General features: G+C 34.1%; 14 protein-coding genes and 1 pseudogene. 3 read left to right on the top strand and 12 right to left on the bottom strand.

Going from position 1 to position 16,446, the window contains the following annotated elements; all coding sequences use genetic code 11:
• Positions 1-63 precede the first annotated feature (63 nt).
• Positions 64-1,064: pseudogene (locus tag AMD28_RS11610) on the top strand (NAD(P)H-dependent glycerol-3-phosphate dehydrogenase).
• Between the two features lie 370 nt (positions 1,065-1,434).
• Here AMD28_RS11610 and AMD28_RS18675 read toward each other — a convergent pair.
• The 9 genes from AMD28_RS18675 to AMD28_RS11565 form a co-directional block, all read right to left on the bottom strand.
• Positions 1,435-2,277: a hypothetical protein gene (locus tag AMD28_RS18675; RefSeq protein WP_055444265.1), complete on the bottom strand. Its 843-nt coding sequence runs from the start codon at positions 2,275-2,277 to the stop codon at positions 1,435-1,437.
• On the bottom strand, positions 2,277-3,209 hold the full coding sequence (locus tag AMD28_RS11600) for an alpha/beta fold hydrolase (RefSeq protein ID WP_055444264.1): 933 nt from the start codon (positions 3,207-3,209) through the stop codon (positions 2,277-2,279). Before AMD28_RS11600 ends, AMD28_RS18675 begins: the two co-directional genes overlap by 1 nt.
• Positions 3,210-3,284: 75 nt before the next feature.
• Positions 3,285-3,866: a Crp/Fnr family transcriptional regulator gene (locus AMD28_RS11595; protein WP_055444263.1), complete on the bottom strand. Its 582-nt coding sequence runs from the start codon at positions 3,864-3,866 to the stop codon at positions 3,285-3,287.
• Positions 3,867-3,915: 49 nt separating this feature from the next.
• Positions 3,916-4,311: a hypothetical protein gene (locus AMD28_RS11590; protein WP_055444262.1), complete on the bottom strand. Its 396-nt coding sequence runs from the start codon at positions 4,309-4,311 to the stop codon at positions 3,916-3,918.
• A gap of 17 nt (positions 4,312-4,328) precedes the next feature.
• Entirely contained in the window at positions 4,329-4,922 is a 594-nt protein-coding gene (locus AMD28_RS11585; RefSeq protein WP_055444261.1) for a TetR/AcrR family transcriptional regulator, read from the bottom strand.
• Between the two features lie 11 nt (positions 4,923-4,933).
• Entirely contained in the window at positions 4,934-6,352 is a 1,419-nt protein-coding gene (locus AMD28_RS11580) for an efflux transporter outer membrane subunit (protein WP_055444379.1), read from the bottom strand.
• 4 nt (positions 6,353-6,356) lie between these two features.
• Positions 6,357-9,494, bottom strand: coding sequence for an efflux RND transporter permease subunit (locus tag AMD28_RS11575; RefSeq protein ID WP_055444260.1), 3,138 nt, complete (start codon positions 9,492-9,494; stop codon positions 6,357-6,359).
• 22 nt (positions 9,495-9,516) lie between these two features.
• Positions 9,517-10,650, bottom strand: coding sequence for an efflux RND transporter periplasmic adaptor subunit (locus AMD28_RS11570; protein ID WP_055444259.1), 1,134 nt, complete (start codon positions 10,648-10,650; stop codon positions 9,517-9,519).
• Between the two features lie 12 nt (positions 10,651-10,662).
• Positions 10,663-11,166: a GbsR/MarR family transcriptional regulator gene (locus tag AMD28_RS11565; protein WP_055444258.1), complete on the bottom strand. Its 504-nt coding sequence runs from the start codon at positions 11,164-11,166 to the stop codon at positions 10,663-10,665.
• 199 nt (positions 11,167-11,365) lie between these two features.
• Here AMD28_RS11565 and AMD28_RS11560 point away from each other — a divergent pair, with 199 nt between their 5' ends.
• Positions 11,366-13,723, top strand: coding sequence for a S9 family peptidase (locus tag AMD28_RS11560; protein WP_055444257.1), 2,358 nt, complete (start codon positions 11,366-11,368; stop codon positions 13,721-13,723).
• 45 nt (positions 13,724-13,768) lie between these two features.
• On the opposite strand, the gene pheS is transcribed toward AMD28_RS11560, so the two are convergent.
• Positions 13,769-14,788, bottom strand: coding sequence for a phenylalanine--tRNA ligase subunit alpha (gene pheS, locus AMD28_RS11555; RefSeq protein WP_055444256.1), 1,020 nt, complete (start codon positions 14,786-14,788; stop codon positions 13,769-13,771).
• Between the two features lie 219 nt (positions 14,789-15,007).
• On the bottom strand, positions 15,008-15,364 hold the full coding sequence (locus tag AMD28_RS11550; RefSeq protein ID WP_055444255.1) for a hypothetical protein: 357 nt from the start codon (positions 15,362-15,364) through the stop codon (positions 15,008-15,010).
• A gap of 190 nt (positions 15,365-15,554) precedes the next feature.
• Here AMD28_RS11550 and AMD28_RS11545 point away from each other — a divergent pair, with 190 nt between their 5' ends.
• The gene (locus AMD28_RS11545) at positions 15,555-16,076 is read left to right on the top strand and encodes a CvpA family protein (RefSeq protein WP_055444254.1); all 522 of its coding nucleotides are present in this window, start codon (positions 15,555-15,557) and stop codon (positions 16,074-16,076) included.
• A 3-nt stretch (positions 16,077-16,079) separates the two neighbouring features.
• Here AMD28_RS11545 and AMD28_RS11540 read toward each other — a convergent pair whose 3' ends face one another.
• Positions 16,080-16,433: a DUF6686 family protein gene (locus AMD28_RS11540; RefSeq protein ID WP_055444253.1), complete on the bottom strand. Its 354-nt coding sequence runs from the start codon at positions 16,431-16,433 to the stop codon at positions 16,080-16,082.
• Between the last annotated feature and the right edge of the window lie 13 nt (positions 16,434-16,446).

Raw genomic sequence — 16,446 nt, 5'->3', positions numbered from 1 at the left:
TTTTTGAAATTCTAATAATTACGGTTTCCGTTGTCACGGAAATTAAAAAAGAAAATATTTTTAATGAGCAAACCTTTAAAATATGCTGTTTTTGGTAGCGGAAGTTGGGCTACTGCAATTGTAAAAATGCTATGTGAAAACCAACAAGAAATTGGTTGGTATATGCGAAGCGTTTATATTAAAGAACATCTATTAAAAGAGCAGCACAACCCAAGTTATTTAAGTTCTGTAGAGTTTCATACCGAGCAGTTAAAACTCTCGAATGACATCAATGAAATGGCTGCCTATGCAGACGTACTCATTTTTGTTATACCTTCTGCTTTTATGCATTCGGAATTAGAAAAGCTAACCTATAATATTCAAGATAAAATTGTGGTCTCTGCAGTAAAAGGGATCATCCCAGAAACCGGAAAACTAGTTGGCGAGCATTTACATGATGTATATAAAATTCCATTAGATAATATTGCTGTAATTTCTGGTCCTTGCCATGCCGAAGAAGTTGCCTTAGAACGTTTATCCTATTTAACCATTTCTTGTATAGACGCTGTAAAAGCGCAATGCATAGCAGACGCATTGTCTAGCGATTATATTAAAACCAAAATTAGCGATGATGTCATTGGTACAGAATACGCTGCAATGCTTAAAAATATTTACGCCATTGCAGCCGGAATTGCCCATGGTTTAGGTTATGGTGATAATTTTCAAAGTGTACTAATGAGTAATGCCATTCGTGAAATGAAACGCTTTATCAAGAAAATGCACAAAATGAAACGCAACATTAATAACTCGGCGTATTTAGGCGATTTATTAGTTACCGGTTATTCTGTTTTTTCAAGAAATAGAATGTTTGGAAACATGATTGGTAAAGGTTACACCGTAAAATCTGCGCAAATGGAAATGAGCATGATTGCAGAAGGCTATTACGCTACAAAATCGGCACATGTACTAAACGAAAAAAATAAAAAGAAAACACAACTACCAATTATAAATGCGGTTTACGAGATTTTATATGAAGGTAAGACGCTAAAAAAGTGTTTCAAAAACTGACGGATAAGCTGGATTAAAACAAAAAAATTATTACATTTTATCTAGGTTATTTTGGCGTTACCATCTTTCGCTGAAAAAGCTACAAATGGTCGCGCTTTCCGTTATATCTTTTGCAAAAAAGCAAAAGGATGTCACTGCAATCGCTAACGCACTTGCTTGCTAATTGCATTTTCTGTACATAAAATAGTGTGTGTGTGTTTAAATATAAAAACCACCTCGTCTTCCTTGAAAAAAGGAGGAGAGTTTCTTTCAATTCCTAGGTAAAACTAAAGGATTAAATACATCTCCATCCCGATTTGCAATACCATCTAATTCCTTCCCTTTTTTCAAGGGAAGATGGATTTTATTTTCCTAAGAAAATAAAAGACGGAAGGGTTTTATAGAAACTTAATTTACTTCCTTAAAAGGATTGGTTTGCACCACATCTACCTTTAAAATTTTAGCAAATCTATCGTTTGGATTATCTATAATATACCAAGTATGCTTTGTGGTACCTTCTAAGTTTTTACCAGCTTTCGTTTTTCCTTTCCAGTCGAAAACTACCGTCATTTCGTATTCGTTTTCCATAATTTGTTTGACTTCAAAATGCTTCGGATAATGTTCGCTATTCGATAACTGCTTCGGTGTTCCGTTTAGCCATTTCTCTAAATCTAAAATAGAAGTAATTGTACTTGACGTAGAAAAATTCAACACAAAATCATCTGCTAGCACTTCTTTAAAAGGCGTTACATTGCCATCTAAATTTTCCATGGATGCAATCCAATAATACATTAAAGATTTTACTCTATTGGTAGGATACGCATCTTCAAAAACCTCGTTTGTTTCTCCTCTAGGAATTATTTCTATAGATGAAAATTTTGGTAAATAGCCTTCACCTTTAACCATTTCGGTATTATAATGTATCGTGTAGCTTGCCTTCACGCCATCGGGAAGTATATTTTGATAACGTAAATCTGCTTCCAAGTGCAATCCTTTTTCCGAAGTCGTAATGTTTACATGCTCTACATGATGTGCGTTTTTCCATCCTTTATAAACCGTAAGTCTTTCTGGGTAATTCACTTTTCCTCGCATTTCACCTGCGGCAGATTTCATATAGACATCTTCCTCTAAAAGATCTAATTGATTAGCAATACGCTGTTCATTTATGGCTCTTTCGTACAATTGATACCATCTGTATAATTGCACTTTTGCTATATGTTGCTCTCTAGTTGTTGGTACTGTTGCTTTCATTACTTTACTTTTTTTTGGATAAAATCATTAATACTTATTGCTACAACTTCTGGTACTTCTAATTGTGGCGAATGGGAAGCGTTTTCTAAAATTTCTATTTCAGATAGCAAGATATCTCTGTTATATCGCTCTGCTACATTAAACTTTACAACGGCATCGTGTTTTCCCCAAAGGATTAAAGTTGGAGCTTTAATCTGGCTTATTTGATCTTGTAAATCAAAATATTGTCCGTTTTTTATTTGCGGAATAATGTTATTATTTAAAAAATCGCGACTATCATTTATTTGTGAGATGTACATTTTTTTAATCGGCCCAGGTAATTCTGGTACTTTATAAAACACTCGAGACAAAACGGTGTTTAAATCGGCATCATTTTTTAAAATACTACCAAAACCCGAATACACTACGTGATCATCTAATTTCAATCCTGGCGCATTTAGAAGCACTAGCGATGTTACCGCATCTGGATACGCAACAGCATAAGCAGCAGCAACATGCCCGCCCATGGAATTCCCTGCTAGATTAAAGTTTTTGACTTTTAAATGGTTTAAAAACCGATTTAAAAAATCGACTTGCCCTTTAATACTTAAGTCTAAAGAAGATTCTTTTTTGTTCTCTCCAGAAGCCAACAGATCTGGGATAATTAAATAATAATCCTTCGTTAAAAAGGTAGCTGATTGTACAAAGCTATTTTTATCATCGCCAAGACCATGAAGCAATATTAAGGTGTCTTTTGCTGTTTTATTATTGTTTGTATAATAGTGCGTATTGTACCCATTTACAGTTATTGTTTTGGCTGTTAAATGTGCTTTACTTGCATTTTGCGAATAGGTAAAATCTACTATTTTTTCAGGAAAGAAAAAATAAATAACTCCGATACCAACCACAAGAAGCGCAAAAAGACCTCCAACTATTTTTAATATCCTTTTCATAATAGTTTTATTAAGTATTAGGATACAAATATCGGCAGGATACAATGGCTGCGCGTTGCCATTTGACAACAAATACTATTCGTCCACTATTTGTTTTCGAATTCTGCTTAACGAGAATTTTGTGATTCCTAAAAAGGAAGCAATGTGTGTTTGAGGCACTCTATTTATAATAGATGGATTTGTTTTTAATAAACTTAAATAAGAAGATTTTGCATCTTGATTTATTAATTGGCGTTGAAAATTTGTTTTTTCAAGCAGCACTTTAGAGGTGATTTTTGCAATAATAGCATTCCAACTTGGTATTTCTGTAACAAATAACTCCCAGGCTTGTCTATCGATCATTAAAACAACACAATCGGTTTCTGCTGCAATACTTCCGGAGCTAAATGAATATTCATTAAAACTAGTAACGTTGGTTACAAATTGGTTTTCGGACATGAAATAAGAAGTAATCTCGTTGCCTTGACCATCATAGAAAAAATACCGAAATACGCCTTCGGTGATAAAGCCAACTTGATTCGCTATTTTTCCAGCTTGTAAAAATACGTCTCCGGTTTTATATGTTTTAACGCTAACGTTTTCTGATAAACACAATTTATCATCAGGGGTTAAAGCTCCAAAAGCTTCTAAGTATTGAATTAACTGGTTGTTTTGCATACTTCTAATAGATTTCAATGAAAACCTTATGTAAAAGTATTCAAATAATTTACTTTACCAAAACACCTTTTGCTTCCATTAAAGGAACTGCTTGCAAAGCTTTTAAATTAATGGTGTTTTTTCTAAACGTATATGTTTTGTCAAACATGGTATTCCCTTCAAAAAAAGTGACTTTAAATTGATTATTTATAGCAAATAAATCTTCCTGCATTAATTCTATTTTAGCATAGCTTTTCTTAGGTAACTTGTCTAGTTTTTTTCTAAAAATAGAAGTCATTTTATCTTCCGAATAGCCACTAGTAACAATAAGTACCATTTCTAGATCTACCTCTTTATCATTAATGATATACGCGTTCCAATCTTGGGTTTTATAAATATCGTTGTATTCATTTACAACTGCAAGGTAAACACCTTCGACTTTTGGGATGTCAATATCTTTTTTCATGCTGCAAAAATAGTAAACTATACCAAATAAGAATTAGAATAGTTAGGAGTAATTATTCCTTTTAAATTATAGAGCACTAAATGCCTAAATAATTCTTCCTTTGGAAACACCTCAAATAGATTATCCTCTTTAAACACCAGGTTATCAATTCTGAAAAAATAAATTTTTACTATTAATTCCAGATTCACCTCTTGTTTAATAGCACCAGATTCTTGGGCTTGTTCCAGTAAATTATAAACGGTAGTATTGGATAACTCTTCAACAAACGCATCAAATAAAGCACTTGCTTTTGGGTAATACTTTTCTAATCCAAAAAGAAAAGAGGGCTTAAAGTATTTTAAATACTCAAACCCTCTTTTGTAAATTAACACTACACACAAAATAGGATCGTTACCATTGCTGCTAACAATCCCATTTATATCTTCTTTATACTCGTTTAATAAGCTTTCCAAACTAGAAGTCACTAGGTCTTCTTTGTTATCAAAAAAGGTATAAATTGTTTTTTTAGAAATCCCAAGCGTATTTGCTATCTCGTCTAACGTTACATGCTTGCTTCCGCATTGCGTAAACTTTGTAATAGAACATTTTAACAATTGCGCTTTGGTAATCATTTTTATTTATTTTATCTCCATCCACCACCAAGTGCTTCGTATAAATCTACAATAGACACTAATTGATTTAGTTTACTATTTATAACATTAAGCTCTGCACTTAATGCACTTTGTCTAGCAGTTAATAAATCTAAATAGTTTGCATATCCGTTTTTAAGTAAGATTTCCGAGTTGCTTTCCGCTTGACGTAAAGCTTCCACTTCGCTTTTTCTAAATTCGAACTTTTTAATTTCCGATTCATAAGAAAACAATGCATTAGACACTTCGTTTCCTGCAACTAATAATGTCTTTTTAAACTGAAGTAACGCCTGCTCTTGTTGTGCTATAGCAACTTCCTTTTGTGTTTTAAGTTTCCTTTGGTTTAAAAGTGGTTGCGTTAAACCTCCAACGACTGTTGCAAATAAGGAGTTCAAGTTTAACAACTTATCTAATTCTAAACTTTGCAATCCTCCGGAAGCGGTTAATGTTAGCGATGGATATAAGTTACTATTCGCCACATTAGTTAATTCAAAAGATTCCATTAAACCGTACTCTGCAGCCATAACATCTGGCCTATTACTAAGTAATGCTGCTGGCACACCAAGTGTAATATCTTCTTCTATTTTCTGAAGATCTAAACTACTTCTTTCAAAGTTTCGTGGTCCTTTACCTAATAAAATGCTTAACGTGTTTTCTGTTTTAAAAATAGCGGTTTCAATATCTACCTGTAACGCTTTTGCATTATTGTATTGTGCTATATTTTGGTCTACGGCAACTTGTGTTACTTGACCAGCATCTTTAAGTGCTTTAATAGTTTCTACACCACTTTCTCTAGTTGCAATCGTTTGCTTGGTTACTTCTAACTGTGCGTCTAAAGCTAATAAGTTGTAATACGTATTTGCGATGCTAGAAATCAATTGTGTTTTCACCAACTGATGTCCTGCAACACTTTGTAAATATGCTGCTTGCGTAGCTCTTTTACCACTTCTTATTTTCCCCCAAAGATCTGCTTCCCAAGATAGGTTTGCGGTGATGTCATAGGTATCTGTTCCACCACTAAATATGGACCCAAACTGACTGTTTTCAGAAAACTCTTGACGGGTATAATTCGCACCTACATCTAAGGTTGGCAAATATCCTGCTTTCCCTTGTTTTGCATACGCTTCAGCAGCTACTATTTGTTGTAGCGCAATACGCACATCCATATTATTTTGCAGACCTTCTTCTACATACTGTTGTAAGTAAGTATCTGTAAATAACGTTTTCCAAGATACGTCTGCAATAGAAACGCTATCTGTTGGTAAATTATCGGTTCTGTAAAGTGCTTCCGTTTCTGCATTTAATTCTGGTCTTGCATATTCTTGCGCTACAAAACAACCTTGTAATGTTAATGCAACTACCAGTAAAAGAATCGGTTTACTAAAATTTCTATGTTTTATAATGGTTTTCATCTTTTTATTCTTCAATAGTTTGTACTGTTGGTTTACCGGAAACTTTTTCTTGTAACCACTGGAATAATATAAATAAGATAGGAATTACAAAGACTCCTAAAATAGTACCAATAAGCATTCCTCCTGCGGCACCAGAACCAATCGAGTTATTTCCTTCAGACCCAACACCTTTTGCTAATGCTAAAGGCATTAATCCTAAAATAAAGGCGAATGAGGTCATTAAAATTGGACGTAAACGGGATTTTGCGCCGTGAATTGCTGCATCTACAATGGTCTCGCCATTTTTCCGTCTTGCCAATGCAAACTCCACAATAAGTATGGCGTTTTTAGCCAGCAATCCGATAAGCATTATCAAGGCAATTTGGAAATAAATATTGTTTTCTAAGCCTAAGAATTTGGTAGTTATATATGCTCCGAATACACCAAATGGTAATGAAAATACGACTGCAAATGGCAATAAGTAACTTTCATATTGTGCACTTAATAAGAAATATACAAATAGGATACTTAATATAAAGATGAACGTTGTTTGGTTTCCTGCATTTACCTCTTCACGTGTTAAACCAGAATATGCAACGGTATAATTACTTGGTAATTTTGCAACTTCTTCTTCAATCACTCGAATGGCATCTCCTGTACTAAATCCGTCATTTGTTGCACCAGTTATGGTTGTGGAATTAAACAAGTTGAAACGCGTTACCGATTGTGGTCCATACACACGCTTTAAAGTTACAAACTGTGTAATTGGTGTCATTTCGCCAGAATCAGTTCGTACATACATACTATTTAAAGCACTTTCATCTGCTCTGTCTTCTGGTAACGCTTGAATATATACTCTAAATTGTTTTCCAAATCTAGAGAAATCGGAAGCATAAATCCCTCCAATATACCCTTGTAATGTGGAAAAGATACTCGTTACAGATACTCCTTTTTCTTTTGCTAAAGGCACATTCACTTCCATCTCGTATTGCGGATAGTTCGTGTTAAATGCCGATGTTGCATATTTAATTTCTGGATGACTCATTAAAGCCATAGAGAACTCTTTATTTGCTTTGTCTAAATCGGTGAACTCTCCTCCAAATTTATCTAGTAAGTTAATTTCGAAACCAGAAGAGTTACCAAAACCACGAATACTTGGTGGTGAAAAGAAAATAATATTAGCATCTGGAATGGTTGCTGCTATACCAAATAATTTTCCGGTAATCGCTTGCGCGGAAAGCGATGGATCTGTACGATCTGCCCAATCTTCTAGTTTTATAATTCCAAAACCAAAGTTACTACCAGCACCACTAATTAAACTTCTACCTTTAATAAAGTTAATAGCGACAACACCTTCAATTCCTTCCGCTTTATCATAAAGTTTTCTTGCTACTGCATCCGTTCTATCTAGTGAAGCTCCAGGAGGTAATTCAATATTAGCGAAAATAATTCCTCTATCTTCATTAGGTACAAATCCTGTTGGTGTTGTTGTTGCAGCCCAATAGATTCCGACAACAGCAATGATTAATAATAAAACAGAAATAAATTTTCTTTTGTATAAAAACTGAAGCGATCTACCGTAACGTTCTACTGTCGCGTTAAATCCGCGATTGAATAAGGTGTAAAAACGTTTTAATGGTCCTTTCCCTTTTAAATCTTCGTCTTCTTTATGTCCTTTTAATAACAAAGCACATAATGCAGGACTCAAGGTTAATGCGTTTACTGCTGAAATTAAAATCGCAATAATTAAGGTCACACCAAACTGCTCATAAAATACTCCTGTTGGACCCGTTACAAAGGTTACCGGAATAAATACTGCTGCCATCACCAAAGTAATAGAAATAATAGCACCAGAAATTTCATTCATGGCTGTTAGTGTTGCTTTTTTAGAATCCTTTTCGCCTTCATCTAGTTTGGCGTGCACCGCCTCTACAACTACAATGGCATCATCTACCACAATACCAATAGCAAGAACTAGCGCGAATAGCGTTAAAAGGTTTATAGAGTATCCAAAAATATTCAAGAAAAAGAAAGTACCAATAATAGAAACGGGTACTGCAATTGCAGGAATTAACGTAGAACGGAAATCTTGTAAGAAGATAAATACCACTAAGAATACTAATAAAAAGGCTTCTAATAAAGTACTAATTACTTTTTCGATAGACGCATTTAAGAACAAACTCGTATCATAAGGTACAAATACATCTAAACCTTCTGGAAGATCTGCTTTTACTTGTTCTAAAGTTACTTTTATGTTTTCAATAATTTCTTGTGCATTAGATCCTTTCGTTTGAAAAATCCCCATAAAAACAGCAGGATTACCCATACTCATCGCGTTCGATGCATACGATTGTGCATCTAATTCAATAGTAGCAACATCTTTTAAACGTAAAAACTCTCCGTTTCCTAAGGCTTTAATTACAATATCACTGTATTGGCTTTCGTTTTTAAAACGACCGCTATAGGTTAAAGTGTATGAAAAAGATTCTCCGTTATTCTGACCTAAAGATCCAGCTGCAGCTTCTAAATTTTGTTCTGCTAAAGCCGCTGAAATATCGGAAGGAATTAAGTTATAGGATGCTAATTTTTCTGGATTTAACCAAATACGCATCGCATAATCTTGTTGTGAAAATACACTAACATCACCAACACCACTAATACGTTGCATGGCTGGAATCACGTTAATTTTTAAGTAATTCTGAATAAATGTAGCATCGTAATTTTCACTTTTCGAATACATTGAAATAAACATCAATGCACTGGTTTCTTGTTTTTGTGTGGTAATACCTGTTTGAATTACCTCTTGTGGTAATAAAGGTGTTGCTCTAGACACACGGTTTTGCACGTTTACAGCCGCAATATCTGCATCAATTTCTTGATCAAAGTATACTGTAATTTCTGCAGTTCCGGTATTAGAAGCTGTAGAAGTAATGTACGTCATCCCTTCTACACCGTTAATTTGTTCTTCAATAGGAACAATGACACTCTCTAAAACCGTTTCGGCATTTGCTCCTGTATAATTTGCGGTTACCTTAATAGTTGGCGGCGCAATATCTGGGTATTCTTCTATTGGTAAGCTGGTGATACTAATAACACCTAGCATAACTATGATAATAGAGATTACTGTTGAAAGCACTGGTCTTTCAATAAATGTTTTTAACATGATAAATATGTTTGGTGGTTATTTAATTTCTGAATAAAGTTGCAACCGGCTTAATCGCTTCTTCAAAAGAGGTGTCTTGAGGAGAGATTGCCATGCCGTTTCTTAATTTTCCAATACCAGATATAATAATTTTGTCGTTTGCATCTATTCCAGATTCTACAACATATAAATTATCCACTCTTCCTTGTACTTTCAAAATGGAAGTCACCACTTTGTTGTCTTCCCCTAATTTGAAAATCATAATATTTCCTTGTTGCTCAAAAGTTGCCGTTTGTGGTACCACAATAGCATCTTTATATTCTATAGGAAATCTAATTTTACCACTATTTCCATTCGTTAAAATTTCGTTAGGGTTATCAAAAGCAGCTCTAATTTGAATGGTACCTGTATTTTGGTTAATTTGTCCGGTACTGGTTTGAATACGTCCTTTTTCAGAATATTCTTTACCATTAGCTAAGATTAAAGTTAAGTCTGGTGCATTTTTAATACGCTCTGCTTTATTCTGGCCTTTAGATCTTTGTAAGTGGTCTATGTATTGTGCTTCGTTAAAACTAAAAAATGCATATACTTGGTCTATTTGACTTACTGAAGTTAAAGGTCTTGCATCACTTGGACTAATTAAAGCACCTTCTCTAAAATTAATAGAACCAACATAACCATCTATCGGGCTTTTAATAGTTGCATAGCCAATATTTGCAGAAACACCACTTAAGTTTGCTTTAGCTTGTGCCAAATTCGCTTTAGCAGTTTCTAATTGTACCGCACTAATAATGTTTTTTTCTACTAGAGGCACTAATTTATCTACCTCCACTTGTGCTACATTAACACGTGCTCTTGCTGCTCCCGCATCTTGACTTAAAGACTGTGTTTCTAATTTAAATAACATTTGTCCTTTGCGTACTTTTTGTCCTTCGTCTACATAAACCTTTTCAATATACCCAGAGGTTTTAGCTCTTACATCACTGTTTACAATTCCTTCAATAGTAGCTGGATAATCTGTAAACCCAGTTACCGTTTTACTTTGCACTTGTGTAACAGGAAAAGGAGCAGGAGGAGTTGCTGCCGCTGCTGCTGGTTTTTGTTCTGCGTTTCCACAACTAACAATGACTAAGAATATACTTAGTGCTAGGAACATTACTATTTTATTATGTTTCATTTTTTACTTGGTTTAAATATCGAATTGATTGTCTGTTATTTTTGTTCTTAATTCCTGAATAGAGGAAGATGCTCCATCTATAAATTTGATATAATCGTTATGAAAGTTTAAATCGAATTTTTCTTCTTCATTTTCTAATCTATGCTTATTTATAGTTTCTTTATACATCTTAATTTCAAGATGTATCTTACGTTCTTCATCCCAATGATCTACCATTCTATCAATATGTTGAATTATGGTATCTTTATTAATTACAAAATACTTTTTGCGATCTCCAGTTTTAGTGAAATACTTAATCTTTTTTAAATCTTGTAAATGGTTAAGATGTGTAGAAATGGTGCTTTTACTTGCACAAAGTATTTTAACCAGATCTTCAAAAGTAGTCCCTTTTTTTCCTGTAAGAATGACATAAGACAAGATACGAGCTGCAACAGGTGCTAACTTATCTCTAGACTCAATATGTACTCCTAGTTTTTCAACTAAAGCCATTTTCTCTTTACAGATATTATCTTTCATTTTTTAATATATTATTACTGTTCTCGAAAGTGAATTATTCTAACGCAGCAAATTTTATGCAAATATAGAGTTAGGTTCGGAACAAACCGAACTAAACGAAGTTAAAGAATTGTTAAATTAGAAAAAGCCCTTTTCATCGGGTTTTATTCTTAGATTCAAAACACTTAGATTTGTAACTAACTAATTGTTTAAAACCCATATGAAACAGCTTATTTTCTTTATTTCCCTTCTAATAACAATTCCAAGTGTTGGGCAAAATCAAAACCAATCTGTGCTTAGTATAGATCAAATTATGCAAGGGGAAGACTTTGTAGGTTACTTACCAACCAACATGAGCTGGTCTGATAATAGTAAAGACATCTATTTTAGCTGGAATCCAGATAACGATACCATTCGTTCTACCTATCAAGTAAATATTGCTTCAAAAAAAACACACAAACTATCTTTTGAGGACCTTAAACAAAAAACAACTTTTGGTACCTATTCTAAAGATAGATTATGGAAACTGTACCAAAAAGGAGGCGATTTGTTTTTAATGAACACCTCAAGCTTCACAAAAAAACAAATCACGAATACCAATGCTAGAGAATCGAATCCTATATTTTCAGGAGATCAAAAATCTATTATATATAAACTAAATAACAACTTATTCCAGTGGGATATTAGCGAAGGAACCACCACACAGCTTACCAATTTTACAAACGGAAAGAAGAAAAAAGAACGCAAACTTAATGCACAAGATCAATGGCTAGAAGACGATCAATTACAACATTTTAATATTCTTGAAAAACGTAAAAACGAAAGGGATGCTCAAAATTACAGAAAAGAACAAACGAGCGCTAATCGTCAAAAAGTCATTTATTTAGGGGACAAAAAAATATTTGACATGGATATTTCTCCGGATTTAAACTATGTCATTTACCGTTTGTATACTGCTCCAAAAAACAAAAGCACCAATGTGCCTGACTATGTTACTGAAAGTGGGTATACTAAAAATTTAAACGCAAGAACCAAAGTTGGCCGTGATTCCTATACGTACGAATCTTGGATTTTAAACCTAGAAACCGAGGAAACATATCCAATAAAAACGGATGCTATGGAAGGCATTAAAGACAAGCCTAAATACTTAAAAGAATATGCTGAAAATCCTTCCGATTATGAAGCAACTTATGAAAACCCAAGAAATGTAGAAATAGGCAGTCCGATATTTTCAAGCGACAGTAAAGCTGTGGTAAACATTACCTCTCAAGATTATAAAGACCGTTGGATTATGTTAGTAAACCTAGAAGACGGAAGCTTAAAAGGCATAGACAGACAGCATGATGATGCGTGGATTGGCGGTCCTGGAGTAGGTTGGTTTTCACCAGGTGTAATGGGTTGGTTAGACAAAAACAACATTTGGTTTAAATCTGAAAAAACGGGTTATACCCATTTATATAGCGCTAATGTGAACTCCGGAAAAATTAAAGCGCTAACGGAAGGTGATTTTGAAATTTTGAATGTAAGCTTATCTAAAGACCAATCCACTTTCTTTTTAAACAGTAATAAGGTAAGTCCGCACGAAAATCATTTTTATCATTTGCCAGCAAAAGGTGGTAAAATGACACAAATCACATCGCGTCAAGGAGGTCATGAAGTTGTGGTATCACCAGATGAAACCCAATTAGCCATTCGATATTCTTATACCAACAAGCCTTGGGAGTTGTACGTAATGCCTAACAAGGCTGGAGCCAAAATGACGCAATTAACCGAATCTACAACCGATATTTTTAAGTCTTATGAGTGGATAGATTCTGAAATCATACACTTTACAGCAAGAGATGGCGCACAAGTTCCTGCAACGTTATACAAACCTACAGAAGCAAAAAAGAATGGTGCTGCCGTAGTTTTTGTTCATGGTGCTGGGTATTTACAAAATGTACATCATTGGTGGTCGTCCTATTACCGAGAATATATGTTTCATAATTTTTTAGTCGATAATGGCTATACGGTTTTGGCTATAGATTTTAGAGCGAGTGCTGGTTACGGTCGGGATTGGCGGACAGCGATTTACAGACATATGGGCGGCAAAGATTTAGACGACCAAGTGGATGGCGCAAAATACCTGATCGAAAATCAAGATATAGACAAAGACAGACTTGGTATTTATGGAGGTTCTTACGGTGGGTTTATTACTTTAATGGCTATGTTTAACGCACCAGACACTTTTAAAAGTGGTGCTGCTTTACGCTCTGTAACCGATTGGGCACATTACAATCATGGCTATACTGCTAATATTTTAAACACACCTGTTGAAGACCCAATAGCATACAAACAAAGTTCTCCAATTTATTTTGCTGAAGGCTTAAAAGGCAACCTATTAATGCTTCATGGTATGATTGATACCAATGTACAGTTTCAGGATGTGGTTCGATTATCACAGCGTTTAATTGAACTCAAAAAAGAAAATTGGGAACTTGCTGTTTTTCCTTTAGAATCGCATGGATTTAAAGAATCGTCCAGCTGGTCTGATGAATACCGTAGAATTTATAAGTTGTTTCAGGAGACACTTAACTAATAAGCAAAAAAAAAGCGTTATTTAAAATAACGCTTTTTTTTGTTTTTATAATGCAGATTTAAACTGCTCTAAGAATCTTACATCGTTTTCACTTAGTAGTCGAATATCACTAATTTGATTTAATAGCATGGCAATTCTGTCTATTCCCATTCCGAATGCGAAACCGGAATATACTTTAGAATCAATACCACAGTTTTCTAAAACGTTTGGATCTACCATACCACAACCCATAATTTCTAACCAACCTGTTCCTTTGGTAATTTTATAGTCTGTTTCTGTTTCTAATCCCCAATATACATCTACCTCTGCACTTGGTTCTGTAAATGGAAAGTAAGAAGGACGTAAACGTATCTTCGATTTTCCGAACATCTCTGTTGTGAAGTATTGCAGTGTTTGTTTTAAATCGGCAAAACTCACATCTTTATCAATATATAAACCTTCTACTTGGTGGAAGAAACAATGGGAACGTGCAGAAATCGCTTCGTTTCTAAATACTCTTCCTGGAGAGATGGTTCTAATTGGTGGTTTATTGTTTTCCATATAACGCACTTGCACAGAACTTGTGTGTGTACGCAATAAAATATCTGGATCGGTTTGAATGAAGAAGGTATCTTGCATATCACGTGCCGGATGGTATTCTGGCAAGTTCAATGCGGTAAAGTTATGCCAGTCATCTTCTATTTCTGGACCTTCACTTACGTTAAAACCGATGCGAGAAAAGATATCGATAATCTCATTTTTAACAATAGATATTGGATGACGTGCTCCTATTTCTATTGGTTCTCCCGGACGAGATAAATCGGCATAAACGCCAGCCTCTTCCTCTTTTCCTTCTAACTCTTCTTTTAAAGCGTTAACTTTCTCTTCGGCCGTTTTTTTAAGCTTATTTATGGTTTGACCAAATTCTTTTTTCTGGTCGTTAGCTACATTTTTAAACTCTGCAAAAAAGTCGTTTAACAATCCTTTTTTACCTAAGTATTTTATTCTAAAAGCTTCAACCTCTTCAATCGATTGTGCTTTAAATACTTCGGCTTCTGCTATGAGTTCTTTTATCTTGTCTATCATGGTGTGTATAAATAGGTGGCAAATTTAAATAAAATATCGTCATTACGAGGTGGAATGGACGAAGTAATCTTGAAAAAAGAATGCGATTGTCCTAGTAAATAAAAAATTTACTGGATAATTACAGACGTTCCTTGTGATTTGCGTTAGCGATTGGAGCATTGTTGGAGCTCATCTTGGATAGCGACTGCGAAAAGTGCGACCCTTGTGGTAACGCCCTAATTATTTAACATATCCAGTTTCTACAAAGTAGTTTACAATGGCTTCTTTCATTAAAACGCTTTGTTCTCCTGCTTTTAAGTGTGGTAATTCTCCTTTTGTAGTGTAATGCGGCCAACCTTCTTCGTCTACAAAATCTAACTCATAATAGCCATAAGGCGTAAGGACTTTGCAGATTGCAATGTGCATAAGGTCTAGTTTTTGGTCTTTTTTAAAGGTTCTATCTAATTGTCCAAGTTCTTGTAAACCTATTAAATAAATGATGGCATCTAAGTCTAATATGTCGCCATCTGCAAATTGATTCGATAGTTTTTCTACTACCAATTCCCAGCGTTCTTTTAATTCTGTATCTCTTGCCATGTTCACTTCCTACGAAAGCAGGAATCTTTTTAAATGAAACTTATTAAGCTACAAAGTTACTAAACCTTGTTGTCACTTTGAGACATTTAAGTCGATAAATCTATTAAATATTGACGTGCTGTGACGTTGATTTCTTATTAAAAAAGGAGAGAAGATTTGTTTTTTCTATATTTGACAAAATTCTAATTTTATGAGCGTTTTAGATATTATTTTAGGAGCATTACTTCTTTTTGGATTGGTTAGAGGATTTATGAAGGGACTTTTTGTAGAAGTTGCTTCTCTTGTTGCCTTGATTGCAGGAGTTTATGGCGCCATACATTTTAGTGGTTTTGCTGCAGAATTTTTAGCTAGTAAAGTAAATTGGGAGGAAAAATACACGAACATAGTCGCATTTGCTATCACTTTTGTAGTCATTATTTTAGTGATTTCACTAGCAGGAAAAGCATTAACTAAATTGGCTGATTTTGCTGCTTTAGGAATTATTAATAAATTACTTGGTGGTGTATTTGGTGCTTTAAAAATAGGATTGGTTTTAAGTATTATTCTAGGTGTTTTTAGCAGAATGAATAACACCATACCTTTTGTTGGTGAAGAAGATTTAAAGGATTCCATTTTATATGAACCTGTAAAATCCCTTGCTCCAATGATTTTCCCTAGTATTATTAAAGCGGAAGAAAAAGAAGAGGAAACCCCAGAAACGGAAGCTGTTTAAATACTAATTTAAAATTAGTGTGTAATCGATATCGTCTACGTTTAAATACTTATTATAGATCTGTTTTTTATTAGAGAAAAGCGATTTCAATTCTTTTATTTCTTGTCTATTAAACATTAAAACAAGATTGGATTGCAAAGAGGGTACAGGGATTTTTCGTTTTACTTTTGCATCTCCATATTTGTTTTCCCAGTACTCAGAATCTATAGCGAACAAGTATTTTTTAAACTGTTTGTATTGTGCTTCTGAAAATTCAAAATAGATATTATTAAATTCTAAATGATATACATTACACTTCGTACAAATAGATAATTCGCCACTTGTAACTTTAGATATTGTTTTAATATTACTACACATAGGCTTCTCTTTT

The organism is Lacinutrix himadriensis (assembly GCF_001418105.1).
GTDB lineage: Bacteria > Bacteroidota > Bacteroidia > Flavobacteriales > Flavobacteriaceae > Oceanihabitans > Oceanihabitans himadriense.
The sequence above is the reverse complement of the archived record's forward strand: the minus strand, read 5'-3'. Positions and strand labels throughout refer to the sequence as shown.

Coding starts and splice junctions, on each gene's coding strand:
- AMD28_RS18675 (WP_055444265.1), bottom strand. CDS start 2,277: ATGAAAGCAACAGTACCAACAACTAGAGAGCAACATATAGCAAAAGTG.
- AMD28_RS11600 (WP_055444264.1), bottom strand. CDS start 3,209: ATGAAAAGGATATTAAAAATAGTTGGAGGTCTTTTTGCGCTTCTTGTG.
- AMD28_RS11595 (WP_055444263.1), bottom strand. CDS start 3,866: ATGCAAAACAACCAGTTAATTCAATACTTAGAAGCTTTTGGAGCTTTA.
- AMD28_RS11590 (WP_055444262.1), bottom strand. CDS start 4,311: ATGAAAAAAGATATTGACATCCCAAAAGTCGAAGGTGTTTACCTTGCA.
- AMD28_RS11585 (WP_055444261.1), bottom strand. CDS start 4,922: ATGATTACCAAAGCGCAATTGTTAAAATGTTCTATTACAAAGTTTACG.
- AMD28_RS11580 (WP_055444379.1), bottom strand. CDS start 6,352: ATGAAAACCATTATAAAACATAGAAATTTTAGTAAACCGATTCTTTTA.
- AMD28_RS11575 (WP_055444260.1), bottom strand. CDS start 9,494: ATGTTAAAAACATTTATTGAAAGACCAGTGCTTTCAACAGTAATCTCT.
- AMD28_RS11570 (WP_055444259.1), bottom strand. CDS start 10,650: ATGAAACATAATAAAATAGTAATGTTCCTAGCACTAAGTATATTCTTA.
- AMD28_RS11565 (WP_055444258.1), bottom strand. CDS start 11,166: ATGAAAGATAATATCTGTAAAGAGAAAATGGCTTTAGTTGAAAAACTA.
- AMD28_RS11560 (WP_055444257.1), top strand. CDS start 11,366: ATGAAACAGCTTATTTTCTTTATTTCCCTTCTAATAACAATTCCAAGT.
- pheS (WP_055444256.1), bottom strand. CDS start 14,788: ATGATAGACAAGATAAAAGAACTCATAGCAGAAGCCGAAGTATTTAAA.
- AMD28_RS11550 (WP_055444255.1), bottom strand. CDS start 15,364: ATGGCAAGAGATACAGAATTAAAAGAACGCTGGGAATTGGTAGTAGAA.
- AMD28_RS11545 (WP_055444254.1), top strand. CDS start 15,555: ATGAGCGTTTTAGATATTATTTTAGGAGCATTACTTCTTTTTGGATTG.
- AMD28_RS11540 (WP_055444253.1), bottom strand. CDS start 16,433: ATGTGTAGTAATATTAAAACAATATCTAAAGTTACAAGTGGCGAATTA.